At 38.9% G+C, this 26,006-nt stretch carries 28 protein-coding genes and 1 pseudogene; 19 read left to right on the forward strand and 10 right to left on the reverse strand.

Annotation, left to right across the window (positions count from 1 at the left end; translation table 11 throughout):
* Positions 1-51: 51 nt before the first annotated feature.
* Positions 52-1,251 (forward strand): tyrosine-type recombinase/integrase, encoded by a 1,200-nt coding sequence (locus tag C3F34_RS19205; RefSeq protein WP_000059658.1) that lies wholly within the window; start codon positions 52-54, stop codon positions 1,249-1,251.
* Positions 1,252-1,284: 33 nt separating this feature from the next.
* The gene (locus C3F34_RS19210; protein WP_005403786.1) at positions 1,285-1,506 is read left to right on the forward strand and encodes a hypothetical protein; all 222 of its coding nucleotides are present in this window, start codon (positions 1,285-1,287) and stop codon (positions 1,504-1,506) included.
* Positions 1,507-1,758: 252 nt separating this feature from the next.
* On the opposite strand, the gene C3F34_RS19215 is transcribed toward C3F34_RS19210, so the two are convergent.
* On the reverse strand, positions 1,759-2,010 hold the full coding sequence (locus C3F34_RS19215; protein WP_004778093.1) for a hypothetical protein: 252 nt from the start codon (positions 2,008-2,010) through the stop codon (positions 1,759-1,761).
* A 135-nt stretch (positions 2,011-2,145) separates the two neighbouring features.
* A complete protein-coding gene (locus C3F34_RS19220) occupies positions 2,146-2,724 on the reverse strand; it encodes a hypothetical protein (protein WP_227556962.1) in 579 nt (192 codons plus the stop codon).
* Positions 2,725-3,410: 686 nt separating this feature from the next.
* On the opposite strand from C3F34_RS19220, the gene ureE reads away from it, so the two are divergent.
* The 14 genes from ureE (at position 3,411) to C3F34_RS19290 (ending at position 14,332) form a co-directional block, all read left to right on the forward strand.
* On the forward strand, positions 3,411-3,893 hold the full coding sequence (gene ureE / locus C3F34_RS19225) for an urease accessory protein UreE (protein WP_004778090.1): 483 nt from the start codon (positions 3,411-3,413) through the stop codon (positions 3,891-3,893).
* On the forward strand, positions 3,880-4,545 hold the full coding sequence (locus C3F34_RS19230) for an urease accessory protein UreF (protein WP_004778087.1): 666 nt from the start codon (positions 3,880-3,882) through the stop codon (positions 4,543-4,545). Before ureE ends, C3F34_RS19230 begins: the two co-directional genes overlap by 14 nt.
* A gap of 18 nt (positions 4,546-4,563) precedes the next feature.
* Positions 4,564-5,178 carry an urease accessory protein UreG gene (gene ureG, locus C3F34_RS19235; protein ID WP_004778085.1) on the forward strand — a complete coding sequence of 205 codons (615 nt, stop codon included), beginning with the start codon at positions 4,564-4,566 and terminating at the stop codon, positions 5,176-5,178.
* A 12-nt stretch (positions 5,179-5,190) separates the two neighbouring features.
* A complete protein-coding gene (locus tag C3F34_RS19240) occupies positions 5,191-5,763 on the forward strand; it encodes a HupE/UreJ family protein (protein WP_004778083.1) in 573 nt (190 codons plus the stop codon).
* A gap of 34 nt (positions 5,764-5,797) precedes the next feature.
* Positions 5,798-6,700 carry an urease accessory protein UreD gene (locus tag C3F34_RS19245; protein WP_004778080.1) on the forward strand — a complete coding sequence of 301 codons (903 nt, stop codon included), beginning with the start codon at positions 5,798-5,800 and terminating at the stop codon, positions 6,698-6,700.
* Between the two features lie 159 nt (positions 6,701-6,859).
* Positions 6,860-7,162 (forward strand): urease subunit gamma, encoded by a 303-nt coding sequence (gene ureA / locus C3F34_RS19250; RefSeq protein ID WP_104442434.1) that lies wholly within the window; start codon positions 6,860-6,862, stop codon positions 7,160-7,162.
* A 19-nt stretch (positions 7,163-7,181) separates the two neighbouring features.
* Positions 7,182-7,490 carry an urease subunit beta gene (locus C3F34_RS19255; RefSeq protein WP_004778077.1) on the forward strand — a complete coding sequence of 103 codons (309 nt, stop codon included), beginning with the start codon at positions 7,182-7,184 and terminating at the stop codon, positions 7,488-7,490.
* Between the two features lie 89 nt (positions 7,491-7,579).
* Positions 7,580-8,041, forward strand: coding sequence for a GNAT family N-acetyltransferase (locus C3F34_RS19260; RefSeq protein WP_004778076.1), 462 nt, complete (start codon positions 7,580-7,582; stop codon positions 8,039-8,041).
* An 11-nt stretch (positions 8,042-8,052) separates the two neighbouring features.
* A complete protein-coding gene (gene ureC, locus C3F34_RS19265; protein WP_004778074.1) occupies positions 8,053-9,753 on the forward strand; it encodes an urease subunit alpha in 1,701 nt (566 codons plus the stop codon).
* A 412-nt stretch (positions 9,754-10,165) separates the two neighbouring features.
* Positions 10,166-11,128, forward strand: coding sequence for an allantoinase PuuE (gene puuE, locus C3F34_RS19270; protein WP_000127611.1), 963 nt, complete (start codon positions 10,166-10,168; stop codon positions 11,126-11,128).
* Positions 11,129-11,271: 143 nt separating this feature from the next.
* A complete protein-coding gene (uraD, locus tag C3F34_RS19275) occupies positions 11,272-11,775 on the forward strand; it encodes a 2-oxo-4-hydroxy-4-carboxy-5-ureidoimidazoline decarboxylase (RefSeq protein WP_001177702.1) in 504 nt (167 codons plus the stop codon).
* Positions 11,772-12,092: a hydroxyisourate hydrolase gene (gene uraH, locus C3F34_RS19280; RefSeq protein ID WP_000625767.1), complete on the forward strand. Its 321-nt coding sequence runs from the start codon at positions 11,772-11,774 to the stop codon at positions 12,090-12,092. Before uraD ends, uraH begins: the two co-directional genes overlap by 4 nt.
* Before the next feature lie 35 nt (positions 12,093-12,127).
* The gene (locus C3F34_RS19285) at positions 12,128-13,489 is read left to right on the forward strand and encodes a nucleobase:cation symporter-2 family protein (protein WP_000139429.1); all 1,362 of its coding nucleotides are present in this window, start codon (positions 12,128-12,130) and stop codon (positions 13,487-13,489) included.
* Between the two features lie 126 nt (positions 13,490-13,615).
* Positions 13,616-14,332, forward strand: a complete 717-nt coding sequence (locus tag C3F34_RS19290; RefSeq protein WP_004778009.1) for an outer membrane protein OmpK — start codon at positions 13,616-13,618, stop codon at positions 14,330-14,332.
* A 125-nt stretch (positions 14,333-14,457) separates the two neighbouring features.
* On the opposite strand, the gene C3F34_RS19295 is transcribed toward C3F34_RS19290, so the two are convergent.
* Positions 14,458-14,958 (reverse strand): ureidoglycolate lyase, encoded by a 501-nt coding sequence (locus C3F34_RS19295; protein WP_000250866.1) that lies wholly within the window; start codon positions 14,956-14,958, stop codon positions 14,458-14,460.
* Between the two features lie 96 nt (positions 14,959-15,054).
* Positions 15,055-16,062, reverse strand: a complete 1,008-nt coding sequence (gene alc / locus C3F34_RS19300; RefSeq protein WP_004778010.1) for an allantoicase — start codon at positions 16,060-16,062, stop codon at positions 15,055-15,057.
* Between the two features lie 210 nt (positions 16,063-16,272).
* On the opposite strand from alc, the gene hpxO reads away from it, so the two are divergent.
* Positions 16,273-17,430 carry an FAD-dependent urate hydroxylase HpxO gene (hpxO, locus tag C3F34_RS19305; RefSeq protein ID WP_000406591.1) on the forward strand — a complete coding sequence of 386 codons (1,158 nt, stop codon included), beginning with the start codon at positions 16,273-16,275 and terminating at the stop codon, positions 17,428-17,430.
* 123 nt (positions 17,431-17,553) lie between these two features.
* Here hpxO and C3F34_RS19310 read toward each other — a convergent pair whose 3' ends face one another.
* Positions 17,554-18,480, reverse strand: coding sequence for a LysR family transcriptional regulator (locus C3F34_RS19310; RefSeq protein WP_034426981.1), 927 nt, complete (start codon positions 18,478-18,480; stop codon positions 17,554-17,556).
* Between the two features lie 245 nt (positions 18,481-18,725).
* Between C3F34_RS19310 and C3F34_RS19315 the strand changes: the two genes are divergently transcribed.
* Entirely contained in the window at positions 18,726-19,781 is a 1,056-nt protein-coding gene (locus tag C3F34_RS19315) for an aromatic ring-hydroxylating oxygenase subunit alpha (RefSeq protein ID WP_005090794.1), read from the forward strand.
* A 56-nt stretch (positions 19,782-19,837) separates the two neighbouring features.
* Here C3F34_RS19315 and C3F34_RS19320 read toward each other — a convergent pair.
* The 5 genes and pseudogenes from C3F34_RS19320 to C3F34_RS19340 all read right to left on the reverse strand — a co-directional run.
* Positions 19,838-20,589, reverse strand: a pseudogene (locus tag C3F34_RS19320) (IS5-like element ISAha2 family transposase); the annotation flags it as partial.
* A 96-nt stretch (positions 20,590-20,685) separates the two neighbouring features.
* Positions 20,686-21,990, reverse strand: a complete 1,305-nt coding sequence (locus C3F34_RS19325; protein ID WP_004778258.1) for a nucleobase:cation symporter-2 family protein — start codon at positions 21,988-21,990, stop codon at positions 20,686-20,688.
* A gap of 20 nt (positions 21,991-22,010) precedes the next feature.
* Complete coding sequence (locus tag C3F34_RS19330) at positions 22,011-22,802, reverse strand: outer membrane protein OmpK (protein ID WP_104442435.1); 792 nt, start codon at positions 22,800-22,802, stop codon at positions 22,011-22,013.
* 17 nt (positions 22,803-22,819) lie between these two features.
* The gene (locus C3F34_RS19335) at positions 22,820-23,773 is read right to left on the reverse strand and encodes an isopenicillin N synthase family dioxygenase (protein WP_104442436.1); all 954 of its coding nucleotides are present in this window, start codon (positions 23,771-23,773) and stop codon (positions 22,820-22,822) included.
* 16 nt (positions 23,774-23,789) lie between these two features.
* Positions 23,790-24,764 carry an isopenicillin N synthase family dioxygenase gene (locus C3F34_RS19340; protein WP_000125683.1) on the reverse strand — a complete coding sequence of 325 codons (975 nt, stop codon included), beginning with the start codon at positions 24,762-24,764 and terminating at the stop codon, positions 23,790-23,792.
* Positions 24,765-25,068: 304 nt separating this feature from the next.
* Between C3F34_RS19340 and C3F34_RS19345 the strand changes: the two genes are divergently transcribed.
* Complete coding sequence (locus C3F34_RS19345) at positions 25,069-26,001, forward strand: LysR family transcriptional regulator (protein WP_004778253.1); 933 nt, start codon at positions 25,069-25,071, stop codon at positions 25,999-26,001.
* Positions 26,002-26,006 lie beyond the last annotated feature (5 nt).

Here is a 26,006-nt window from a genome sequence, read left to right on the forward strand (position 1 = left end):
TTTTGATATAATGGATCTCGTCAATCCGCTGATAGGTTTCATTTAAATTTCATGAGTCTTACTGAAATTAAAGTTCGCCAAGCTCATTGCAAGGAAAAAACTTGTTTTTTATCCGATGAAGATGGACTTAGCCTGAAGATTGAGCCGACTGGAAGAAAATCTTGGTGCTATCGCTATACAGATCCACAAACAAAAAAACGTCGCCGCATTCAGTTGGGGCTTTATCCTGATTTATCGCTGAAAAAGGCACGACAAGTCAAAGATGACTTTAAAGACAATAATTATTGTTTTGAGCATGATACTGTCTCTAATGTCATCACCTTTCGTAAGGTAGGGGAGGAGTGGCTGCAGTTCAAACTGAAAAATGCATTTAATGATTCACCCCGCTGCGGTGTACTACAGTTAGCAGAAAGATGTTTACAGCAAGATATTTATCCAGACCTTCAGGATTTACCTTTTCAAAACATCAAGCGTTATGACCTGGTTTCAGTAATCAAAAAAATAGAGGGACGCCAAGTAAAAGAACCTGTCAAGAAAGCTTGTAGTTATTTGAACCAAATTTATGACTACGCTGTAGCGATGGGTTATTGTGAATTCAACATCGCGCATGGTTTAAATAAAATCGCCATTAACAGTAAAATCAAGAAGAATTATCCGTATTTGAAAGCGGAGGATATATCAGATTTTAAGAAAAATTTATTAAAATTGGATGCCCATCCGATTATTAAAAAAGCACTGCTGTTCAAATTACATACTGGCGTGCGAGGGGCTGAATTGTTATTGGCTGAGCCTCATCATTTTGATTTAAATGAAAAAATCTGGAAAATACCTGCCTTGCATATTAAACAGTTTCGACGAAAAGTCATATTAGGCCATGAGATTCCCGACTTCTTAGTTCCACTTTCAGATCAGGCTTTAGATATTTTAAAAGACGTCATGCAATGGTCATACGGTGAAAAGTACATTTTTGCTAGCCCACGGAAACATAATCAACCGATTCATTTTAATACATTAAATATGGCTATACGTAAGATGGGCTATGGAAAACATCAATTATCCTCTCATGGACTACGTTCCACTTTTAGTACCATTTTGAATGACTCAGGTTTGTTCCAGGATAACTGGATTGAGGCACAACTTTCACATATTGATAAGAACCGTACCCGTGCCAGCTATAATCACGCTGACTATTTAGCCCAGCGGACTGAAATGATGCAGTGGTGGGGTGATTATTTAAGTACTGCTAAGTGAAAATCGTACTTTTATACATAGACTTAAAACATTATGGGGTTTCAAATGGATAGTAAACAATATACTTGCCGTGTTACATGGTCAGCAGAAGATAATGAGTATGTTGGGTTGTGTGCTGAGTTTCCATCATTGTCTTGGCTTGATGCGGATCAGTCTAAAGCATTCTCAGGAATAGAGGAGCTCGTTGCTGATGTTGTCGCTGATATGATTAGCAATAATGAAAAAGTTCCTACACCACTCTCCGGGAAAATATAGTAGGCAGTTTGTTGTCCTTGTTCTCAGTGGTTCAACAAAAACTAGCTCTCGAAGCCGCAGAACGTGGCGTGGACATAAATTGTTTAGTATCAGTAAAAAGAGCGATGTAATTTTAGTACGAGTGAGTGATAGAGCAGGAACTTATGCTTCATATATTCAGTAAATGGTATGTTTTTGAATTAATAGGTATTTTTAAATAAAGCTTTCTTTGATTTAGTGCTTTTTATTTAATAAATTAATTTTAAAAACAACTTAGGCTAATTGATAAACACTATCTGGAAAGATTGAAAGAAAATATTTTTTAATTTCTGCTAATTCATTTAAGGCAGGTTCCCTTTCAAGCAGTTGAAATGTCCAAATAAGTACAGCCTGATGATTATCATAGCAAGTATTTACTCCAAGAAAATTAGCCATTCCATAACTTCTATTGATGTTCATTTCTTTAATTAATTGATTTCCTAAGTCACGAGCTTGCTGGCTGATCAATAACTCATTTGGTAACACGGCGGTCATCTCCACAAAATAATCTAATGCAGGTTCAATCCTTATATTTAAAAAGTTATAATTTAGTTGAAATGGATAAAATATACTTTCTATAAGTTGTAATAACCTGCTGTAGGTTAATTTTAGCAAAGTTTTTCAATTTTCATGGTCTAAACTCCAAAATTGTGATGCGCATGGTTGTACGCTCGTGAGTGCTTTACATTTATTTTTGAGTGCTTGAATTCGTAGGTCGTGAGAGCCGTTGATTTGCTTCTGGCGATAAAGTAGCTGATTACGACTGCAATCGATTAACTTAGCGAGTAGGTCTCGAGAAAGACTGCATCTGGGTTTGTCATAAAGCTTTTGATTCACATCGTAAATTGCTTGTTTCGATAGAGACTGATTTAAGTTATGAAGTAGCTTATCGGGATTAAGAGCCTGTGGATTGATCTTGAGCTCAGTCATCAACTTAAAGAGTGTGTTGCTGAGTTGATATTGAACCTGAATGAGGTCTACATCAGCTTCTACAATGCTTCGAGCTTTGATTCGAATATTTTGTTGTTGTGCTATATAAACAAGAAGAAAGTTATCTGTTGCGAATAACTCAGCTGGAGCAGGTGCAGTAGCAGATATTAGGCTCACGTCATGTTGAAAGTGTGTTGGCAGTTGCGAGGCATTTAAAATCTGAGCGTAGCTTTGGTAAATTTTGAACAGAGGCGGGTAAGGACGGATCATGACCTCCTTTGTATAAAACGGTCTTTTATTGGCTAGCTGAGAATTTGCTTTTGTAGGCTTCATTTATTCGCCCTCCTGATTTTTTTAACTTAGATCAAGAAGTACAAAAAACTTTTAATTTTTATAAAAAGATCAAGAAAGTGGTTATAAATGTGGGCGGTTTTTGATGAATTTGAGAGGCTCAAAGCGGGTGGGAAATAGGGTGTATTTGGAATTTTTATTTTAAGTTATTGATTTTATTTGATGTGAATGTGGCTGGTTTCTTCGTGTTTTGTATTATCTCTGTGGTAGTTTAAATATGGCCCAAGGTATTGATGATGCTTTAGTAGAAATTTTAGGTGCTAAACAAATTAATGCCTTACGTAAGGCCGGTCACTACCGACGAGATGTGTATTAATGCTTAGCTAGATTGGCATAAATTCTATTTCTACAATCCTCCATCGATGGGGGGATTTTTTTATGGCCATCTGAATAATTATCGGCAATCACATATTTTTTAATAATTAAGATGTCTTGCACGAAGCAAATTTCAAAATAATTAGATAGACACGGCAAAAATAAAACGCTTGGCAAAATAAGATTGGCATGAATAGTGCATTATTTTAATGCAAATCATTCATTTAATGCTGAATTTAGCATCAATTTAGTTCACGAATCACGATAAAAGAAATTGAGATTGGGTATTTATGAAAATCTATACGGAAAGACTTGAGGGTAATGTCGTACAAGAAAATGTTGAGATAGTTGAACTGACATTTGATACACGACAAAAGAGCCGTTTTCGTGCAACTTTAGCTAACGGGCACGATATTGGTGCAGATTTACCCCGTACCGGCATTTTAAGGCACGGTTCATATATCGCAACTCAAGAGGGTGATGTACTGCGTGTCGATGCCAAAGCAGAAAAACTCATGAAAGTAGAAGCACCAAGCAGCTTTGATTTATTAAAAGCAGCGTATCACTTAGGTAATCGTCACGTCCCTTTAATGCTCACACCAACGGCGCTGTATTTTGAGCCAGATCATGTATTGGCTGAAATGATAATTGGACTTGGTTTAACGGTATATGAAACCATGCATCCATTTGAGCCTGAAAGCGGTGCTTATACACAGCATCAGCATGATCACAGATTAAGCCCAATTAAGGCTTTGCATCATGTTCACACCTAATGCTTCACAGCTTTTAAGTCTGTTGACTTTGTCCTCAACGGCACTACCAATTGGGGCGTACTGTTATTCTCAAGGGGTAGAAAGTGCGATTGATCAGAGCTTAATTTTTGATGAAACCTCGAGCATTACTTATTTTGAAGAAGTGCTTGAAATGCTTTTGGTACGGTTTGAGCTGCCCGTTTTGAAACGCCTAATAATATCTTTTGATCAGCCTGAGCAGTTTGAATACTGGGCGCAGTTATATAGAGCAAGTCGAGAAAGCAAAGAGTTATTGGCTGAATCACAGCAATTGGCATTTTCATTAAATGCGTGGATTCGTGATGTGCTGAAAAAGCCTGTGAAATTAAAAAAGCAGATCGGTTTCGTACCCATCTATGCGCATCTTTGTGGGCAACTCGAACTTGATGTTGCAGAGGTTTTGACTGCTTATACCTTTACCGTACTTGAAAATCAGGTGTTGGCTGCCGTGAAAACTGTACCACTTGGACAGATGAGTGGACAACGGATTTTATGGCATGTGCATGGGCTGATTCCAGAGGCAATTGAACGTGCTTTAGCACTGCAAGATGCTGAACTCAGTAGCGCCTTACCTAATTACGCCATGCTCAGTATGGCACACGAAACACAATATTCACGATTATTTAGATCTTAAAAATAAAGGACATTTCACATGACAGAACGTAGCCCATTACGCGTAGGTATTGGCGGTCCAGTTGGTTCAGGTAAAACAGCGCTTACTTTAAATTTATGTCAGGCACTGCGTGAAAAATACAATATGGCGGTGGTGACCAATGATATTTATACCAAAGAAGATTCCAACTTTTTAACACGCCATGAAGCTATGTCACCTGAGCGTATTGTTGGTGTAGAAACAGGTGGTTGCCCGCATACCGCAATTCGTGAGGACGCCTCCATTAACCTAGCGGCTATTGATGACCTGTGCGAAAAATTTGATGGCCTTGAACTGATCATTATTGAAAGTGGCGGTGATAATTTGGCAGCAACATTTAGCCCGGAACTTTCAGATTTAACCCTGTATGTAATTGATGTGGCGGGTGGGGAGAAAATTCCGCGTAAAGGTGGCCCCGGTATTACCAAATCTGATTTGTTAATCATAAACAAAACCGACCTTGCACCAATGGTTGGAGCAAATTTAGATGTGATGGATCAAGACGCGAAACGTATGCGCGGTGAAAAACCTTTTCTATTTTCCAATATGAAAACTAAAGATGGCTTAAATGACATCATCAGCTTTATTGAGAAACAAGGTTTGTTTAAAGCATAAGGGGCATCCACTATGAAGTTATTATTGCAAAGAATTACCTTCACATCGTTGGCATTCTTTCCCTTGGTAGCAATGGCGCATCCAGGCCATGAGCATAGCCATAATAGTTTTATCAGCGGTTTTGTGCATCCATTTACAGGGCTTGATCATCTAATGATGGCGTTAGCATTTGGCGTATTGATTTGGACTGCACACCAGCGCTGGAAATGGGCCGGATTATTCGGTTTATCTGCCGCAATGATTGTCGGTTTTATGATCGGTGCACAATTCAACTTAGCAACAGCAATTGCTGAAAACGGCATTATTGCGTCGTTAATTGTATTGGCTGTTGCTCTTTGGACCAAAACCAATAAAGCCGTTCCTTTTATTGCTGCACTTTTGGCCGGTTTTCATGGCATCGCACATGGTACGGAACTTGGCCAAAGCGGTCAGGCAGTTTTACTGGTCGTTGGTATGGTTACAGCGATGGCATCTATATACGTATTCGGTTTGCTCGTCGGCGCATTTATTCAAAAATATGTGCCTTATGGTAAGCAAATGATTGGTGCTTTGACAGCTATTGTTGCTGTAATTGGTTTAGCTTGATGCCTCATTCATCTCAAATAATAGGGAGATGCAAATGAATGATCTGGTATTAAGCGAAACAAAGTTTATATCGACACAACAGCAGCATAACAGCCAACTGTGGTATGCCTGTTTGGAACTTGGTTTTGCCTATCAAGTACAGTCAAATCGAACCGTATTACAGCATCGCAAGCATCATGGGCCTGTACGCGTTCAGAAGATGTTGTGGCCTGAAAAAACTGGTATTTGCCATGCAATTATTGTGCATCCACCAGCAGGAATTGCTGGCGGAGACCATCTGACTTTTGATATGAAAGTTGAGGCGAATGCGCATGCGTTAGTTACCACGCCCGGTGCAGGAAAATGGTACAAAACCAATGGCAAGCAAGCCTATCAGCATATTCATATACATGTCGCAGCACAGGCGACATTTGAATGGTTACCGCAAGAAACCATGCTTTTTGATGGTGCCAATGCAGACTCTGAAACACATATTCATCTAGATGAAATGGCCAGTTTTATTGGGTGGGATATGTTGGTCATCGGTCGACAAGCACGTGGTGAAATTTTTCAGCAAGGGCAATACCAAAGCAAATTTAGGCTGTATCGTGCAGACAAATTATTGGTTGCAGATAGTTTAAATTTTAAGGGGCAGGATCGGTGGCTTACATCCTGTTTAGGTATGAATGGACATGCTGTGATGGGAAGTTTCTGGGCAGTAGCACCATCGCGTTTAAGGCAAACAACATTACTGGCTGAACATATCGAATTAATCCGTGAATTGATTATGCGGATGAATCTAGCGGTGACTTTAACCCTGTTAGATGATGTGATTTGTGCACGTTATTTAGGCGATGATGTACGTGAATGCCATGATGCTTTTGCAGCAGTCCGTGCCCGTTTAAGACGCTATTGGTATGACCTAGCAGAAGAATTCCCACGGATTTGGCGCACTTAAGTTTTGCCATCATTGGAAAGTAGATAGGTCTAGCAAGATTAATAGATTAAGTGTTCATTTTACCTTTGGGTTAGGACACTAAAAATCAAAACGTGCGAGAGCGAAAGAAGAATTTGCACGCATTTTGCATTCTACATTTTAGAAGATTAGGAAATTGTTATGGAACTTAATCCAATTGAAAAAGATAAATTATTAATTTTTACCGCAGGCCTTGTTGCTGAGCGTCGTAAAGCGCGTGGATTAAAATTGAATTATCCAGAATCAATTGCATTTATTTCAGCAGCACTGCTTGAGGGCGCACGCGATGGCATGTCCGTGAGCGAGTTAATGCATTACGGCACAACCTTGTTAAGTCGTGAAGATGTCATGGATGGTGTCGCGGAAATGATTGCAGAAGTGCAGGTCGAAGCTACTTTTCCAGATGGTTCAAAGTTAGTCACAGTTCATCAACCCATTGTCTAATAAAAATAAGGAGTAAGCCATGATTCCTGGTGAAATTATTACGCCTGATTCAGACATTGAAATGAATGTCGGACGAGAAACACTGAAAATGCGTGTTGCTAATGCAGGCGATCGACCAATTCAAGTCGGTTCTCATTTTCACTTTGCTGAAGCCAATGATGCTTTGCAATTTAATCGAGAGCAAGCTAGAGGCTATCGACTCAACATCGCTGCTGGAACAGCAGTTCGTTTTGAACCGGGCCAAAGTCGAGATATCGAATTGGTTGCACTTGCAGGTAAACGTGAGGTGTATGGGTTTGCAGGGCGTGTTATGGGTAAATTGGATTAACTATTTTTATGCTCAAGTGTCTTGTTGAACAATTAAATTATTGTTAGTAATAAGTTCAATAAGTACATGAAAAAGCATAAGAGAATTAAATGTTAATAATGAAAATACGCCCAGCAACTGTTGATGATGTTGAAGCCATCGCTGCTGTTATTGAACCTTTTGTCGATTATGTTGTCGTGACTGAAGAAGGACGTGAACGCTTTAAACCTGATATGCTGAAAAACATCTTCCAACAACCACTTATTCATTATTTTGTGGCAGAAATTAATGAAGAAATCGTTGGGAATTTGGCGTATATCGCTCCATCTCATGTCATGCATTATTTCTTAAAAGCTGAATATCACGGTCAAGGTTATGGTCGACAAATGTGGGACTTTTTAGAGCAAGAAATACTTAAAAATGATCCCGATATAATCACAATAAATTCAAGTCATTATGCACTCGATATTTATAAAAAATATGGATTTGAAGTGGTCGGTGCGCTAACGGAGAAATGGGGTATTCAATTTATTCCGATGCAAAAGCTGCTAAAGCCAAAAAATCTAGAATAGGAAATATATTAATGAAAATGTCTCGCCGTGCTTATGCGGAAATGTTTGGCCCTACAGTAGGTGATAGAGTTCGCTTAGCTGATACAGAATTGTTTATTCAAGTTGAACAAGACCTCACGACTTATGGTGAAGAAGTTAAATTTGGCGGTGGCAAGGTCATTCGCGATGGTATGGGACAGTCACAATTATTGTCTGATGAGGTCGCTGATACCGTCATTACCAATGCTTTAATTGTCGATTGGTGGGGTATTGTCAAAGCCGATGTTGGACTTAAAAATGGTCGTATCTGGAAAATAGGTAAAGCAGGTAACCCTGATATTCAACCTGACATTACAATTCCTTTAGGTGCAGCAACTGAAGTCATCGCAGGTGAAGGACAAATCTTAACGGCGGGAGGGATAGATACTCACATTCATTGGATTTGCCCACAACAAGTTGAAACAGCACTAATGTCAGGCACAACTACAATGATTGGTGGTGGTACAGGCCCCGCCGCAGGAACATCTGCAACCACAGTAACTCCAGGCCCATGGCATATTGCGACCATGCTACAAGCTATTGATGATTTACCTATGAATATTGGTCTGTTAGGTAAAGGCAACTTGAGTCAGCCAGAACCAATCGCTGAACAAATCAAAGCCGGTGTGGTGGGTTTAAAATTACATGAAGACTGGGGATCGACGCCAGCCGCGATTGATAACTGTCTAAGTGTGGCGGATCAATACGATGTACAAGTTGCCATTCACACAGACACACTAAATGAAAGTGGCTTTCTAGAAGAAACCTTAGCAGCATTTAATAACCGGACCATCCACACTTACCATACTGAGGGTGCGGGCGGTGGTCACGCACCAGATATTTTAAAAGCAATTGGTCAACCCAATGTTTTACCATCTTCAACCAATCCCACACGTCCATATACCGTCAATACCATTGATGAACATTTAGATATGTTGATGGTTTGCCACCATTTAGACCCTGCAATTTCTGAAGATGTTGCTTTTGCTGAAAGTCGGATTCGCCGTGAAACTATTGCTGCAGAAGATATCTTGCAGGATATGGGCGCAATTGCCATGATGTCTTCCGACTCGCAAGCGATGGGGCGTGTGGGTGAAGTAATATTACGTACTTGGCAGACAGCACATAAAATGAAAGTGCAACGCGGCCCACTCGAAGGTGATAATCAAAATCACGATAACAATCGTGTGAAGCGCTATATTGCTAAATATACGATTAATCCTGCCATTACCCATGGATTAAGCCATGAAGTTGGTTCGATTGAAGTGGGTAAATTAGCCGATATTGTTTTATGGAAGCCTGCATTTTTTGGTGTTAAGCCCTCGATGATTATTAAAGGCGGAATGATTGCAGCTGCGCCGATGGGTGATATTAATGCTTCAATTCCAACGCCACAGCCTGTGCATTATCGTCCGATGTTTGGCGCTTACCCTCGTGGCGTACATAACACCTGCATTACCTTTTTATCGCAAGTGGCAATAGAGCAAGGCGTACATGAACAATTGGCTTTAAAGAAGTTGATTAGTCCTTGTAAAGCCACGCGTAATATCTCGAAAGCAGATATGAAGTTAAATACTTATTGTCCTGTAATGGAGGTTGACCCTGAGATTTATGAAGTACGTGCAGATGGTGTGCATTTGACTTGTGAGCCTGCGGAAGTGTTACCAATGGCGCAGCGTTACTTCTTATTTTAATCATTTCCAAAACACTATTTCACAAAGCCTTTCTGAATATGAAAGGCTTCTCTTTTTTAAATTTTAGGGCTTTGTTGCATAAATATGTAAGCATCTGATTTAAATAAATTTAATTTTGGATCAAAAAACAATCAAAACTTTTAAAATCATATAGTTATGAAATCGTTGTGCAACAAAGCCATTCTAAAGTAAAAATATTAATAATTTTTTTATGTTTTGTATTCATTAGACAGTCCAAAGAAAAAATATTTTTTAGATATTAAATTTATAAAGTTAGATGCTCAATATGCACGCGTCATCAGTTGTCGTTCCTTTAGAAAGGAAATAAAACTTGTATACTAAGTTTTGGCGCACTAATTGCTTAATTCATTCTAGTTTTTGACTGTTTGATATAACAAATTAGGAAGTGGATGTGACAGCAACATATTTACGTGGGCAAGATCTGATAGACCAGATTCAACAACAAGACTATTCCAGAGATCTGATTGGCTATCATGGAGAACCACCCAAAGTGGAATGGCCAAATGGTGCTCGTGTCGCGGTTCAGTTTGTATTGAACTATGAAGAAGGCGGTGAAAACCATGTAGAACATGGTGATGCAGGTTCAGAACAGTTTTTGTCAGATATTATTGGCGCGGCCAGTTTTCCAGACAAACACATGTCGATGGATTCCATGTACGAATATGGCTCACGAGCGGGCTTTTGGCGCATTCACCAAGAGTTTAAAAAACGCCAACTCCCCATGACCATTTTCGGTGTGGGTATGGCTTTGGCACGCAATCCTTACATTGTGGAAGCGATTAAAGCAGCCAATTATGATGTCGTATCGCATGGTCAACGTTGGTTGCATTATCAAGATATGCCAATCGAACAAGAACGCCAACATATGGATCAAGCTATTAGCGTGCTTGAAACGCTATTTGGTAAAACACCAATCGGTTGGTATACCGGACGTGATAGCCCGAATACTCGAAAATTACTTGCTGAATTTCCTCAGATTCAATATGACTGTGACTATTATGGCGATGACTTACCATTTTGGAGCACAGTGACGAATGTAGATGGTGCAACACGTCCGCATTTAATCATTCCATATACACTTGAAAGTAATGATATGAAGTTTTGCTCGCCGGGTGGTTTTAATAGTGGTGAGCAATTTTATCAATACCTTAAAGATGCCTTTGATGTGTTATATGCCGAAGGTGAAACTGCGCCAAAAATGCTATCTATTGGTATGCACTGTCGTATTTTAGGGCGACCAGGACGCTTTAAAGCACTACAAAGATTCTTAGATTATGTGCAATCGCATGAAAAAGTATGGGTTTGTCGTCGTGCCGATATTGCAGAACATTGGATAAAACACCATGCACCGTAATAAAAAAAATAAAGAAGAAAGAGAGGCTTAGCGCCTCTTTTTTTGTGCCTATAAAAAGCAATTTGTCTAAGAAATAAGGGATTGGCATTGATATTGCAAAACATGTTTTGAACGAACATTAAATATTTTTAGGCGATTTAATAGTGCAACTTGTTGAATTTAATCAAGCATCCGAAGCCGATGTAAAAACATTTTTAAAGCACTGTGTGCAAATTGAAAGCTGGGCGAATGAGCTGCTCAGTCAGCGTCCGTATGCATCATTAGACAGTATTTTGGAATACGCGGCTCAAGCTGCTCGTACATGGTCGTGGGAAGAAATTAAATCTGCTTTAGATAATCACCCGCGTATTGGTGAAAAAAAAGCCCAAGCTGAACTTTCTGAATTAGAAAAGAATTTTTCCAACCGTGAACAATCCGCTATTTCAGCCGATGAAGAAACACAAATGGCATTGCTCAAAGGCAACATCGCTTATGAAAAAAAGTACGGCTATATCTTCTTAATTAAAGCTTCAGGCTTAAGCAGTGAAAATGTATTACAAGCATTGCAGTACCGTCTGCTGAATAATCCAGAAACTGAAAAGCGTATTGTCCATCATCAATTGGCTGAAATTGCCTTATTAAGATTAAAACAGGAGCTAAGTGCATGATCAGCTCACATATTTTAGATACAAATCTTGGGAAACCTGCTGCCAATGTCTTGATTAAATTATTCAATGCAGACGGTATGTTACTTGGTGAAGGGCAAACCAATGCAGATGGCCGTGTGACCGACTTTGGTTTAAGCGAATTTTCTACGGGTAGCTATAGCTTAGAGTTTGCCACAGCGGACTATTTTGAAAGTCTTAATACCGAAACTTTTTTCCCAAAAGCAGTAATTCATTTCTTAGTAAAAGATGCCTCACAGCATTTTCATATTCCTTTGTTGATTAGCCCTTTTGCCTATTCAACATATCGCGGTAGCTAAAAATAGCATCATAAAACGGATCGGGGGATATAAAAATGACAGAACAAAATCAAACAGTTTCACCAGAACATGAATATTTAGGTGCAGGGAAAAGCCTAGCTTATGGCTTACAACATGTATTGACGATGTATGGCGGTATTATTGCGCCGCCACTGATTATTGGTACAGCCGCAGGACTTGAACCTGCACAAATTGGTTTATTAATTGCAGCAGCATTATTTGTCGGTGGTTTAGCCACGATTTTACAAACGGTCGGTGTGAAATACATCGGTGCAAAATTACCCCTAGTTCAAGGCGTATCCTTTGCTGGTGTGGCAACGATGATTGCCATAGTCACTGCAGGTGGTGGGCTTTCGGCAGTATATGGTGCGGTTATTGTTGCTTCATTAATCGGTTTCTTTTTAGCACCATATTTTTCAAAAATTATTCGTTTTTTCCCGCCAATCGTGACCGGCTGCGTGATTACCGTGATTGGTTTGTCATTGCTACCTGTCGCAGTACGTTGGATGATGGGTGGAAATAGCAAAGCGCCTGATTGGGGCAGTGCTGAAAATATTAGTTTGGCTTTTCTAACTTTAGCCATTGTCATTGTGCTGAATATTACTCGAAACGCTACAATTCGTCGTTTATCCATCTTATTAGCAATTGTGCTAGGTACAGTGCTGGCATATGCGATGGGCTTTGGCGATTTCTCAAAAGTCGCAAATGGCAATTGGATTCAATTCCCAAGTTTCTTTGCCTTTGGTATGCCAACATTTGAACTGAGTGCCATTATTGCCATGCTAATTGTGACATTGGTGATTATGACTGAAACTACAGCTGATATTATCGCTGTTGGTGAAATTGTCGGTACCAAAGTCGACGCTGAACGTATTACCAATGGGCTACGTGCCGATATGCTTTCAAGTGCAGCAGCACCAATATTTGGCTCATTCATGCAAAGTGCCTTTGCACAAAATGTAGGCTTGGTCGCGATTACTGGTGTAAAAAGCCGTTTTGTTGTTGCAGCGGGTGGCTTAATTTTAGTTGTATTGGGTATTTTACCAATTATGGGCCGTTTGATTGCTGCAATTCCTGTACCGGTATTGGGTGGCGCAGGTTTGGTATTGTTCGGTACAGTGGCTGCAAGTGGTATTCGTACTTTAGCTAAAATTGATTATAGTGAGCAAAAGAACCTAATCATTGTTGCTACAGCAATTGCCGCAGGTATGATTCCAATTATTGATCACTCATTCTATGCGAACTTCCCAAAATGGGTACAAACCCTGTTCCATTCAGGTATTAGTTCAACGTGCCTCATGGCCATCGTATTAAATATTGTGTTTAACCATCTAAACTTTTTTAAAAGTAAAGAAGTGAATAAAACCAGCAATATTGTTATAGATAGTCATCACTAAGCTATTCAAAATAAATAAAAAAAGCTCACATTAATGTGGGCTTTTTTTATTAAAAAATCTAATATTGGCTTTGTTTTTGCTAAATAAATTACTCAAAACGTATTTATCGCTAGGAAAAACAATTTAATGAAATTTATGCCTCTTTCAGCTGCAATTCTATGCACTATTTCAGCCAACTCTATCTTTGCAGCCCCAATCTGGCAAGACTTCAGCATTACCGGTCTATATGGCACCGACTATCAGCTCATTGCAAAAGAAGACAAACAAACCACTGTGACATTTGAATACGCGTCAAAGCTTAAATATGGTGATTTCTTCATTTTTGCCGACCGTACACATAATGACGTCGGCGATCAAACCTATTTTGAAGCATCACCACGATTGAGTTTAGGCGCTGTAACGGGTAAAGAACTTAAATTTGGCCCTGTAAAAGATGTATTGCTTGCAACCACTTGGGAAGCGGGTAGCAACATGGATAATTTTCTCTATGGTATTGGCTTAGACTTTGATGTGCCATATTTTCAATATGCAAAATTAAATTTATATAAAGTGAATAATGATACTAAAGCTGATGACTATCAAATGACGCTTACCTATGCCATACCTTTTAAAATTGGCTCAGAATCTTTCTTAGCAGATGCTTTTCTGGATTGGTCAACTGCGGAAAAAGGCTCAGCCAGTGAGATGAACTGGACCAGTCAATATAAATGGAATGTGGGGCAACATATTTCCCCAGATACACGCCTGTATGTAGGCGTTGAGCATTCAGTTTGGAATAATAAATATAATATTAAAGGTAAAGATGAAAATAACGTCAGTGCGCTAGTGAAATATCACTTCTAATTGATTCGTTAAAACCGTACATCGTTACACAACATACTGCACAAGACTTAAAAGCCCCACGGATGGGGCTTTTAATTTCTGAGACAATTTTAAATTGAGGTTTCAATTTCAATGATAGTTTAAATTTATGCCACGATATTGAGTACTTCATTAAACTGATAAACATCACAATTATGTCCAATACCAATACGATCAACCACGGCAAAGTTACTTGGCGCCTCTAAAGTTAATAGAGGGTGATGCCATGTACCTGCATGGTAGTTAACACCTTGTGTACCATCTGAAATAAAAGCACAGAGTTTTGAAATATCAGGCGTTTGATCATCCAATGCAGGTGCCACCACAATTAAAAAAGCCTGACCTTGCATCGGGATAAAAGCTTGTGAGCCATTCGGATGTCGCTCAAGCATCGAAACCGAAAAAGGAATTTCTGTCTGTTTAATATTACGAAAAATACTAATACCTGCATGTGCTTCACCGAAGATTTCAGTGGTTACAAGGGCATGATAACGCTCGGTATGTGCATCATTGATATGAAAAAAATCCTGTCCTCCGCAGCAAATCACCTCACCAAAAGGGGCAAAGTTTTCAATGCTCAGGGGCTGTAGCTGAATTGTTTGAACCATGTGTAATTCTTTTATTGTCTATATCAAGTGTAGGAGAAGAAGGATAAAACCACAGTACTTATCCTTCTCGATGTAGAAAGTATTCAAGCTTTCAATTTAGCTTTTGGTTTTACCCCACAAACGAATACGGCTGATACCACCATCTGGAATCATATTAATGCGAATATGCGAGATCTTTTCATGTTGCAAAATTTCGTTTACAAAGCTATGAATATGATCCATTTGCAAGTCTTGTGCTTCAAGCAAAAATGGCCAGAACATACTTTGTGGAATTAATTGTGGATCAGTTGCATCTTTAACATATACGGCTTGAATAGAGACTTGGGCTGGAAAGTTGCCTTTAAAGTGTGCCGTATCGATATCAATTTTTTCAATTGCACCAGTTTGACCCAAAGCCAAAATACACCAATCAAAGCCCGGTGCACGACGACGTTTGGTTTCCCAACCATCACCCATATTAATTCCGCGACCTGGGTTAATCAGATTACGTGGATGACCAAAATGTGCATCGCTATAAGCAATTACACGTCCACCATTTTCTAAAGCAACTAAATCAATTGTTGCAGTGTGATCTTGTTGTTGAACGCTCACTTCACCATACACTTTAAAACGAGCAACACCACCATCAGGAAAAATATTTAAACGCACATGAGTAAAAACTTGGTCAGCTGTAATCGGCAAAACATGATGCTGACTTGGGCCAAGTACGTTGTTCTCTAATATGTTCAACCATTCAGCTTGAGCAAGATCGCCATCAGGGGCGTAGCAGGCTTCAACTGAAGCTGAAGCAGGGTAATTCCCAGTGAAGAAGGTAGTGTCAATATCTAAAGCCTTAATATGCCCAGCTACGCCCAATTGAATAATTGCCCAGTCATAACCTGTGTGACGTTTACGGCGCGTTTCCCAACCATCCATCCATTTACCATGGTCATCGAATTTATCTTCAACAAAAATTGGCGCGTCAAATTGAAGCATACGTTTTGCTTCTGCGAAAAATTCATCTGAACATTCAATAATTTTTGCACCAATACGGTCATCTGCCAAATTGGTAAGTGTCTGTAATTGTGCAGGAATATCAAAATCGGGTGCTAATAAAGTCGCCATATATTAAATCCATTCGCTATTTTCTTTCAAAATTCATGCTTTGCGCTATCGTGCTACAAAAAATTTAATAAACGATAAAAACAAGCATTTACACGCGTTTAGATGCACAGCGTGTGCCAACTTTGGATTTTTTTCAGGGCGCTTTATAAAAAATGGCACGCTTTTAGCATTTTATGACTTAGAAACTTATAAAACACAGGGGAATTATAGATGGAAATTACAATTATTGGTGCAGGTATGGCGGGTCTAACTACAGGCATCGCACTAAAAAAATTCGGACACCAAGTAACCATCTATGAACAGGCAGAACAAATTTTACCGGTGGGTGCTGCTATTTCGTTATGGTCTAACGGTGTGAAATGTCTAAATTATTTGGGTTTGACAGAGCAAGTTGAAAAGCTTGGCGGCAAAATGGATAACCTTGCTTATATTGATGGTCTGACGGGCGATGTGATGACCCAGTTTAGCCTTTATCCATTGATTGAAGAAGTCGGGCAACGACCATATCCGGTATCACGTGCGGAACTTCAGAATATGTTAATGGATGAATTTGGTCGTGAAGATATTCATCTAGCTAAGAAAATGATTTCTTTTGTTGAAGAAGGAGAGCGTGTAAAAATTCAATTTGCAGATGGTAGCGAAATAGAATCTGATCTATTGGTGGGTGCAGACGGTACACACTCAATTACTCGTGCCTATGTTTTAGGTGAGCAAGTTGAGCGACGCTATGCAGGCTATGTCAATTGGAATGGTCTCGTTGATGTCTCAGACGATTATGCCGCAGCAGATCAATGGACAACGTTTGTAGGTGAAGGCAAACGTGTTTCACTGATGCCAGTGGCGAATAATCGTTTCTATTTCTTTTTTGATGTGCCGTTAGCTGTTGGTCTTGAAAATGATCGTAGCCAATACAAAGCTTTATTCAAACAATACTTTAAAGGATGGTGTGAGCCTGTCCAAAAGTTAATTGATGCAGTCGATGTGCAAAAGACCAATCGTGTAGAAATTCACGATATCGAACCATTTGCCAATTTTTACAAAGGTCGAGTGGTGATTGTAGGTGATGCAGCGCACAGTACAACACCTGATATTGGTCAAGGCGGCTGCCAAGCGATGGAAGATGCTATCTATTTGGCACGTTCATTGCAAATTAATACCTTAGGTTTACAAGATTCTTTACGTCGCTATCAGAACAAGCGTAATGAACGTGCCAATGAGTTGGTACTTCGTGCCCGTAAGCGCTGTGATGTGACACATATGAAAGATGAAGCGGTGACCCGAGAGTGGTATGAAGAGTTACGTAAAGAACAAGGCAATCATATTATGAAGGGAATTATTAGTAACATTGTCGGTAATCCACTCGACTAAGCTGTAAGACACAAAAAGAAATGTAAAACTAAAAGGTTAGCTTTCAGCAGCCAGTGTGAATATTCACACTGGCTTTTTTTAGCTATTTAGAAACATTAGATTGAAGAGCAAAGGATTAAATGTTTAAGGAAGTTGCTTTAATTGCAATTTGATTTCTTCCATTTTTTCGACCAATAAATTTACCATTATTTGTGAAAGACGAGATGTTTGACGTTTTGAAGCGACGCACAGTGCAATGGTTAAACGATGCATACCTTTTTCACGAATGGGCTTAAATACGATCTTTTTTGAGTTTAAAAGTGGTAATGCATCCATATATGACATTAAGCCAATGCCTAATTGTTGTTGAATTAATGATGTTATCATTCTAATGTCATTACATTCTATCTTTTGTATAGGATTAAATTTGTGATGTTTATAGAGTGTATGTACATAATCACTGATGACTAAGGGCTCACTTGGCATGATATGACGCTCATTTAAAGTGTCAGATAAATAGATTTTATCCATGCCGGCTAAGGTGTGATGTGGTGATAAAACATAGCCTAAAGGAATTTCAATAAAGGATAAGATTTCTAATTGATTGTGACTTTTAGGATTTAAGATAATGCCAAAATCTAATTCTGCATCAATGATTTTTCTCGATATTTCTTCACTGCTATTCATACTGATATTGAGATTAATCCATGGATAGCTTTCAGCCATGCGTTGAATACAATCCACGACAAAACCATCATTTAGGGAAGAAATAAAACCCATTTCAATATTGCCGCGACTTAATCCTTGAATTTCATCAAATCGAATTCGAGTCAGCTGATATTCTTTTTGCCATTTAAGCAAATCAGCATAAAGTAATTCACCTGCTAACGTTAGCTTCAGCCCCTGCGGTAAACGCTCAAATAAAGCAACGCCTAACTCTTCTTCAGCAAGAACAATTTGCCGATGCACTGCAGAGACTGAAATAAAAAGCTGTTCTGCGGCTTTACGTAAACTGCCAGTACGGGCAACAGCCATAAAATATTCAGAAAATCGGGAAAAGGTAAGCGACATACAGCTATTCAATCTCACGGGCAGTTTACAAAGTACTTATCCATGCTTAAGCGATTTTCATGCCATAACTTTTGATTTTTTCAATTCATTCTGCTTTTGTGTTCTAAAAAGCAGAACATTGTATGCAAATCATTCTAATAGACAGAAATGCTATCCAAACGTATTTTTGACTTAGAAAAGAACGAATTAGCCCTAGTTACATGGCATAAAAGTTCTGCAAATAATGCGAATGTAGAGATTTAAAAATGAATGCGATTCCTGTACTGAATTTATTTACCCAACCACAATGCAGTTCATTTGATGCAAACGATTGGAATATTTTAGCGCAGCATTGGTACCCAGTTGCACGTACACAGGACGTTTCAGAACAACCGCAACAAGTACAATTACTTGATGTGAAAATGGCATTGTATAAAACTGAAAGTGGAAAAATTCATCTCGTGCGTGATATTTGCCCGCATCGTGGTGTGCCATTAACCAAAGGCTGGGTGAAAGGCGAAGAAATTATTTGCCCATACCACGGCCTACATTATAACGGTGAAGGAAAGTGTGTAAAAATTCCTGCACAGCCGGAACTTACACAAATTTCAGATCGTTTTTCACTGACCAAATTTCCAGTTGTAGAAAAATATGGACTTATTTGGACCAGTTTATTTAACCGCGATGTATCGAAAGCCAATTTTCCAGATTTAGACACGTGGGACAGTGAAGAACATCAGTCAATTCTCCCTCCATTTGTCGATATTGCTGGATCAAGTGGCCGTCAGCTTGAAGGCTTTATTGATGTTGCGCACTTTGCATGGGTACATAACCAAAGTTTTGCTGATCGTGAAAATCCTAAAGTACAAAAATATTCGACCGTTCGAACGGATTATGGCTTACATACAGAGTATGTGAGTGATGTCAGTAACTATCCGCATGGCTTACAACATTTAGCACCAGATGATTTTTTATGGAAACGTACTTTCGATGTCTATCCACCATTTTCAGCTATTTTGACTATCGACTTTCCTGAAAATGGCTTACTTAAAATTTTAAATGCGTGCTGTCCAGTTTCGCACAATAAAACGCGATTATTCGTTCCCTTAACTCGTAACTTTGATACTACAGGAGACTTACAGGCAGTTTATGATTTCAATGCACAAATCTTCGCTGAAGATCAGGACATGGTGGAAAGCCAAAAACCAGAAGAACTTCCTTTAGATATTTCAATGGAGGCACATTTTGAGGCAGATCGTTCATCAACCACTTACCGCCGAATTTTGGCAGAGTGGGGATTGAGCAAACGCTATACAGTTTAAAATGGCTTTGTTGCACAAAGATTTAAAAGATAACACTCTGCTCATTTGAACAGAATTCAAGTGACAACTTGGGTATGAGGACGACCTAATTCTGTAAATTTGACAATACGGCTATGCGTGCATGAATCTCATTCACCTGACTAGAAAAACTCCTTGCTGTTAATTTATCACCTAATAGTTTGATGCAATGCATCTTGGTTTCAACTAAACTTCGACGATGATAACCAGACCATTTTTTCCAAAGCGTTCTTCCTAAACGTTTAACTGTTTTCAGTAACTCATTCCGCTCTAAAGATCTCAATTTCTGATCTTTCCATGGTTTTGCATTTTTTCTTGGCGGAATGAGCGCATGTGCATCTCGATCTAGAATGACTTGTCTGCAGTGCTTCGTGTCATAAGCACCATCGGTATAGACCGAATCAATTCGTTCATCTAAGGGAATTTGAGCAAGTAAATCACCGAGTACTTGCGAATCGCTCACATTATTTGTAGTAAGCTGTACTGCACGTATTTGCAAGGTTTCAGCATCGATGCCAATATGAAGCTTACGCCATTGGCGACGATATTCAGGTCCATGTTTCTTACGTTTCCACTCACCTTCACCTAGAAACTTTAAGCCAGTTGAGTCGACGAGTAGATGTAGCCCATCACTACTTTTTTGATAGCTAATCGCAATATCAATATGTTTTTGTCTTCGACAAAGCGTACTGTAATCTGGTGCGGTCCAATTTAATCCACAAAGTTTAATCAGACTTTGAACAAAACCTGTGACCATGCGTAAAGAGAGTCTAAATAAAGATTTGATCATTTTGAAATTATAGGACTGAATAAACCTTATAGGCTATGTTTGTGCAACAAAGCCCTGTGTATCTGATATTTATGCATCTTTCAATTTCTGAAGATACTATTCATCCAATATCCGCTGTTTTCGATTGAGAACAGCATTCAAAATCACAGCACAAAAAGCCGTTAGCAAAATTGGGCTGTTTAACAGAGGTGAAAGATAAGATGGTAGTTGTGAGAAAATAGTAGGTGTGAATACAGGCAACATACCTATGCCGGCACTGACTGCAATGATGTAGAGATTATTCACATTTTGAAAGTCGACACGCTGCAGTACTTTGATACCATTAGATGTCACCATCCCAAACATAAACAATGCGGCTCCACCTAGAACACATGAGGGTATAGACGCAACAAAGTAAGCTATTTTAGGAAATAGACCTAAAAGGATTAAAAACACACCAGCTAAAGCACATACACTGCGATTCTTAACACCTGTGATCGCTAGCAAACCGATGTTCTGAGCATAGGATGTATACGGGAAGATATTAAAAATCCCACCAATCATTGTGCCAAGGCTGTCAGCTCTAAAACCGCGAGTCAATTTTTCCTGATCCACCTCTTCTTCAACAATTTCACCTACAGCCATGAACATCCCAGCTGTTTCAATGAAAATAACCAGCATGACTACGCACATAGTCAAGACAGCCCAAAAGTTAAACTCTGGAATACCGAAGTGAAATGGCATCACCCAACCTAACCATGGGCTTTCATCTATCTTGTCTAAAGAGATGAGGCCAGAAAATGCAGCGATGATATAACCAATTCCCATCCCGATTAGAACTGAAATGTTGCCCAAAAAGCCTTTAACATAACGGCTGATGATAATAATGCTTAATAGAACACAGGCAGCGATAGATAAGTACAATGGATTTCCAAAGTCTTTTACCCCATATCCGCCAGCGGACCATGTGCCTGCAATACCAATGAGAGATAGACCAATCACAAGAATTTGAGTTCCTGTCACCACAGGAGGGAAGAATCGTATTAACTTTCCAATAAATGGTGAAATCAGGAAGCCAAAGATCCCTGCGATAATGATTGCCCCAAATACACTTAGTAGTCCCATATCTGGATTAGTCCCAATTGCAATCATTGGGCCTACTGCAGTAAAGGTAACTCCCATCATAATGGGAAAGCGAATACCTACATTTTTAAAACCAATAGTTTGAATGAGGGTGGCAATGCCACAAACAAATAGATCTGCAGTAATTAAGAAAGCAATTTCTGCAGTGCTTAACCCTAAAGCTCCTCCAACAATTAGGGGAATTGAAACAGCACCTGCATACATTACCAAGACGTGCTGGATACTGAGAAAAATCATGGAGCTTGGTTTTAAGTTATTGGCTGTGATTGTGTTAGTCATATATGTTTTTCTCCTTCAGCCTAAAAGGTATATTTGACGATGAAACTAGTAGCATTTTGATTAGTTTTAAAATATGGAGTGTCTTCGATTAAGAATTTGTTTTTCCAATAGTCGTATTCAATACCTGCTGCTAATTTTTTTGGGCTTAAGCCTAGATGAGGGCTAAGGTCATATTTGATTTGTGGGTTAAAGTGAAAGTCGGAAGAGTTATTACCTTTGGAATTGACTACCCAATCAATGTATCCATCAAAAATGATTGATGATTTAAGAAATGGGACGGTATATGACCAGGATGGAGTGATTTGCCATTGTCCACTTGGGGTGTTTCCATCGTCTGGAATGCGATAGTAAAAATTAAGGGTGAAATAATCAAAGCCTTTGATATCTAGGTCAAAACCTGGACCAACTAAATAAGTCCACATATCGTCATAGCCAGGCTGATCTTGAATACTTAAGTCAAAACTCGTAGCTATTAGGACATCTTTCACTGGCCCAAAGCTCAAATTCGTATTGGTTAGTTTTCCTATTGAAAAGCGTGGGGCTATTTCTGTATAGACAGCATTATGGCCTTGGGAAGCTGTCTTTTCGCCATCAAACCAATAAGTGTCGACGAATAGAAAGAGATCTCCCCATTTCCAATTACTAGCATGTTCGAAGGTAATGGTTTCATGTGTATCTGGTTCAACTTCAAAACCTTTACCGTAAAGTGCAGAAATACTATTGGATTGCCAATTTAACCATGATTCCTCAGCAAAAGAATAAGTGCTGACTGCACAGGTACTTAATAGTAATGAAGTGATAATTTTTTTCATTTGAATGTCCCCGATATTTAAACGTCAGCACGATGTTTGTAGGTTGCACTAAAACGTGATTGCAAATATTCCATACTAGTAATTGGTAAGTACTTAGGTGGATTGGATTCGCTGTAACAGTTAGGTAGGCAACGGATTACAGTTTTTGGACTAGGTTGTATGAAAAATGGAAATGAGAATCTTTGTTTTCCTTTAGGACTCGAAACGCGATGAGGTGTCGATTTATAGAGATCATTTGACCATCGTGCCATCATATCTCCGATATTGATTACATAGGTGTTAGGTATAGGAGGAGCATCGATCCAATTACCATTTACATCCTGAACTTGTAATCCACCTACTTCATCCTGAGCCAAAATAGTTACACACCCATAATCAGTATGTGTTCCCGCATTAAAACCTTGAGAGTCTGTATTGTCTAAGGTAGGCGGATAATGAATTAACCGGAGAAAACATAGGCTGTCTTGCAGACAATGATCAAAATAATTTTGCGGAAGACCAATGGCATGAGACATGGCATTAAGCAATATTTTTGCTAAATCCACCATTTCATCAAAATACTCTTCTGTAGCTACTTTCCACCCTTCAATATTTGGATAAACATTTGGTCCCCTTAGAGGTTCTTGATTAATGACTTCGGGATGATTAGCTTCTAAATGGACACCCATGTCATATATTTCTTTAAAGTCTTCAGGTAAGTCAGGGTTCAGTTGTTCTACTCCTAATGCACCATATCCTCTATGTGCAATTTTATTCTTTTGAATATCTATTTCTAATTTCTCTTGTAGAGGCTTACTAAAAAACTCTTTAGCTAAACTTTGAACTTCTGCAAGGTGATTCGGTTTATAACCACTGATATAGAAGAATCCCCATTCACGACATGCTTGGTCAATTTGGTTGCATATATCTGCATAATCAGGATGGTTAACGTCATAAAGAGGTGCAATGTCGATAACTGGTAATTTTTTCATGGGAAACTCCTTATTATTAGATATATGTTTTTTTGAACATGTTACGATAATGCTGTTCAACACTGATTGGTGGATATAGCGGTTCTGAGTTTTCCTCCAAACACTCTCGAATGCATTCAATCTGATACTGGTGATTACCGCTGTAGAAGAATGGAACAGAATATCGTTCCCCACCTGAGATGTTGATGACGCGATGGAGGGTGGATCTATATGTATTGTTCGTCCACATAGAGATTAGGTCACCTAGGTTAACGACATAACTATCTTCAATAGGCTCTGCCCAAATCCATTGGTTTGTTGACTGATCCCATACTTGTAAACCACGATTATGGTCTTGAAGTAATAGAGTAAGCCCGCCGAAATCAGTATGTGCCCCGCAACCTTTTTCATTTGGTTGAGCATTAGCTGGTTGAGGGGGATAGTGTAATAAGCGTAAAGTGACTAAATCTGCATCCTTACAAAACTCTGTGAAATAGTCAGCTTCCAAGTTTAGAGATAATGCAATAGCACGCATGAGTCGTTCAGAGACTTTAATCAATTCAACTTGATATTCCTCCATTACCTCTTTAAATCCATCAATATCTGGCCATTGGTTTGGGCCTTGGTTAAAAGCTTTATGGATGACAAAAGGATCTGAAGGTGAGCGTTCCTTCCCGATATAAAAGCCTTCCTTTATATCAGGCGGAGAATTAGGTTCAAGTGTTTGTGCTCTTAATGATTCATAGCCTCTATTTGCTTCAGAAAGCTCTTTGGACCACTGCTTTTTCTGTTCTGGGGGAAGACTAAAAAATAATTTGGAATATTCAAAAACCTTATCTTGTAATGCTTTAGAAACTCCATGTCCGGTAATGTAAAAAAAACCTTTATCTAAGCATGCTTTCCGAATATGTGAGGCAATGTTTTGGTGCGTTTGTATGTCATTATCCAAAAGTCCAGAAATATCGATGATGGGTATAGAGGTAATGTTTTGATTGTTTTCCAGCGCAGTCATGTAGCAATCTCTCAAAAATAATGTTTTCTTTTTATAAAATAATCATGAGACCGCATAGCAATGAATATCGAGCAAGCTGATGCCAAAAAGAGAGCTATTCTTAATTAATTAAATAAAAACAATTGCTTAAACTTTTTTAAATGAGTGGTGATGCTGAAAAAGCAACGGGATGCACTGAAAATAATGCTTTAGGTCCAAAAAATGGCTGCTACTTAATGGCAAGTTTTTTGCTTCTATTTCAATAGCTCATTCAAATTTATAAATGAATTTGGACTTTAAAGTTGGAATAGGATGTGATGTTAAAATGAGTACACGTGGTCTTCGCTTTCACTCAGCAGCAATTCATTATTTTGATGCTGTACGCCGGTGCGGTTCAATCAGGGAAGCAGCCAGACAATTAAATGTCGTGTCTTCCGCTGTAAATAGGCAAATTTTAAAACTCGAAGATGAAATTGGAGCACCATTATTCAATCGGGTGCCTTCGGGTATGGTGCTTACTCATGCAGGTGAGTTGTTTTCAAGACATATTAGTTTAGTACTGAGAGATACTAAGCGATTGCAGAATGAATTGGATGCACTGAAAGGGCTTTATAAAGGTCATGTTGAAATTGCGAGTGTTGAAACACTAGCGATTAATTTACTGCCAGAGATTATTGAAAAATTCCAGGTCAAATATCCTAATGTAACTGTAGGGGTTACAATTTTAGGCTCAAAAGATATCCCTAATGAAATCATTGAAAATCGGGTGGATCTAGGCTTGGCTTTTGCCTTGCCAAAGCATAATGATTTGCACCAAATAGCAATATCCCATTTTAAATTAGGTGCAATTGTATCGACTGACCATCCGCTGGCTTCTCAAAAGACGGTGTCATTCCATCAGTGCCTCGACTATGATGTGATTATGCCAAAACCTAATTTGTCTATTTATCAACAGTTGGCGCCATTATTTGCGGGTGCACAACATGCTATTCCAAATTTTAAAATACAAACGAGTTCTTTGGAATTAATGAAACAGTTAATACTCAGGAATAAGGGAATTGGTTTTCAGACATTCTTTGGGTTGGAAAATGAAATAATTAATAATCGCCTTCGCTATATTCCGCTTAATGATAACAATGGTATCTACTGTGATTTAGGTCTGTATGCACGTAAAGGTCATTATCTTTCTACAGCAACAGACGCTCTCTCCAGGCTTATTACAGATGAAATCCTACAAAGAGGCGAAGCTGGACAATAAACATA

Origin of the sequence: Acinetobacter sp. ACNIH2 (genome assembly GCF_002934965.1) — a bacterium.
GTDB classification, from domain to species: Bacteria; Pseudomonadota; Gammaproteobacteria; order Pseudomonadales; family Moraxellaceae; genus Acinetobacter; species Acinetobacter tandoii.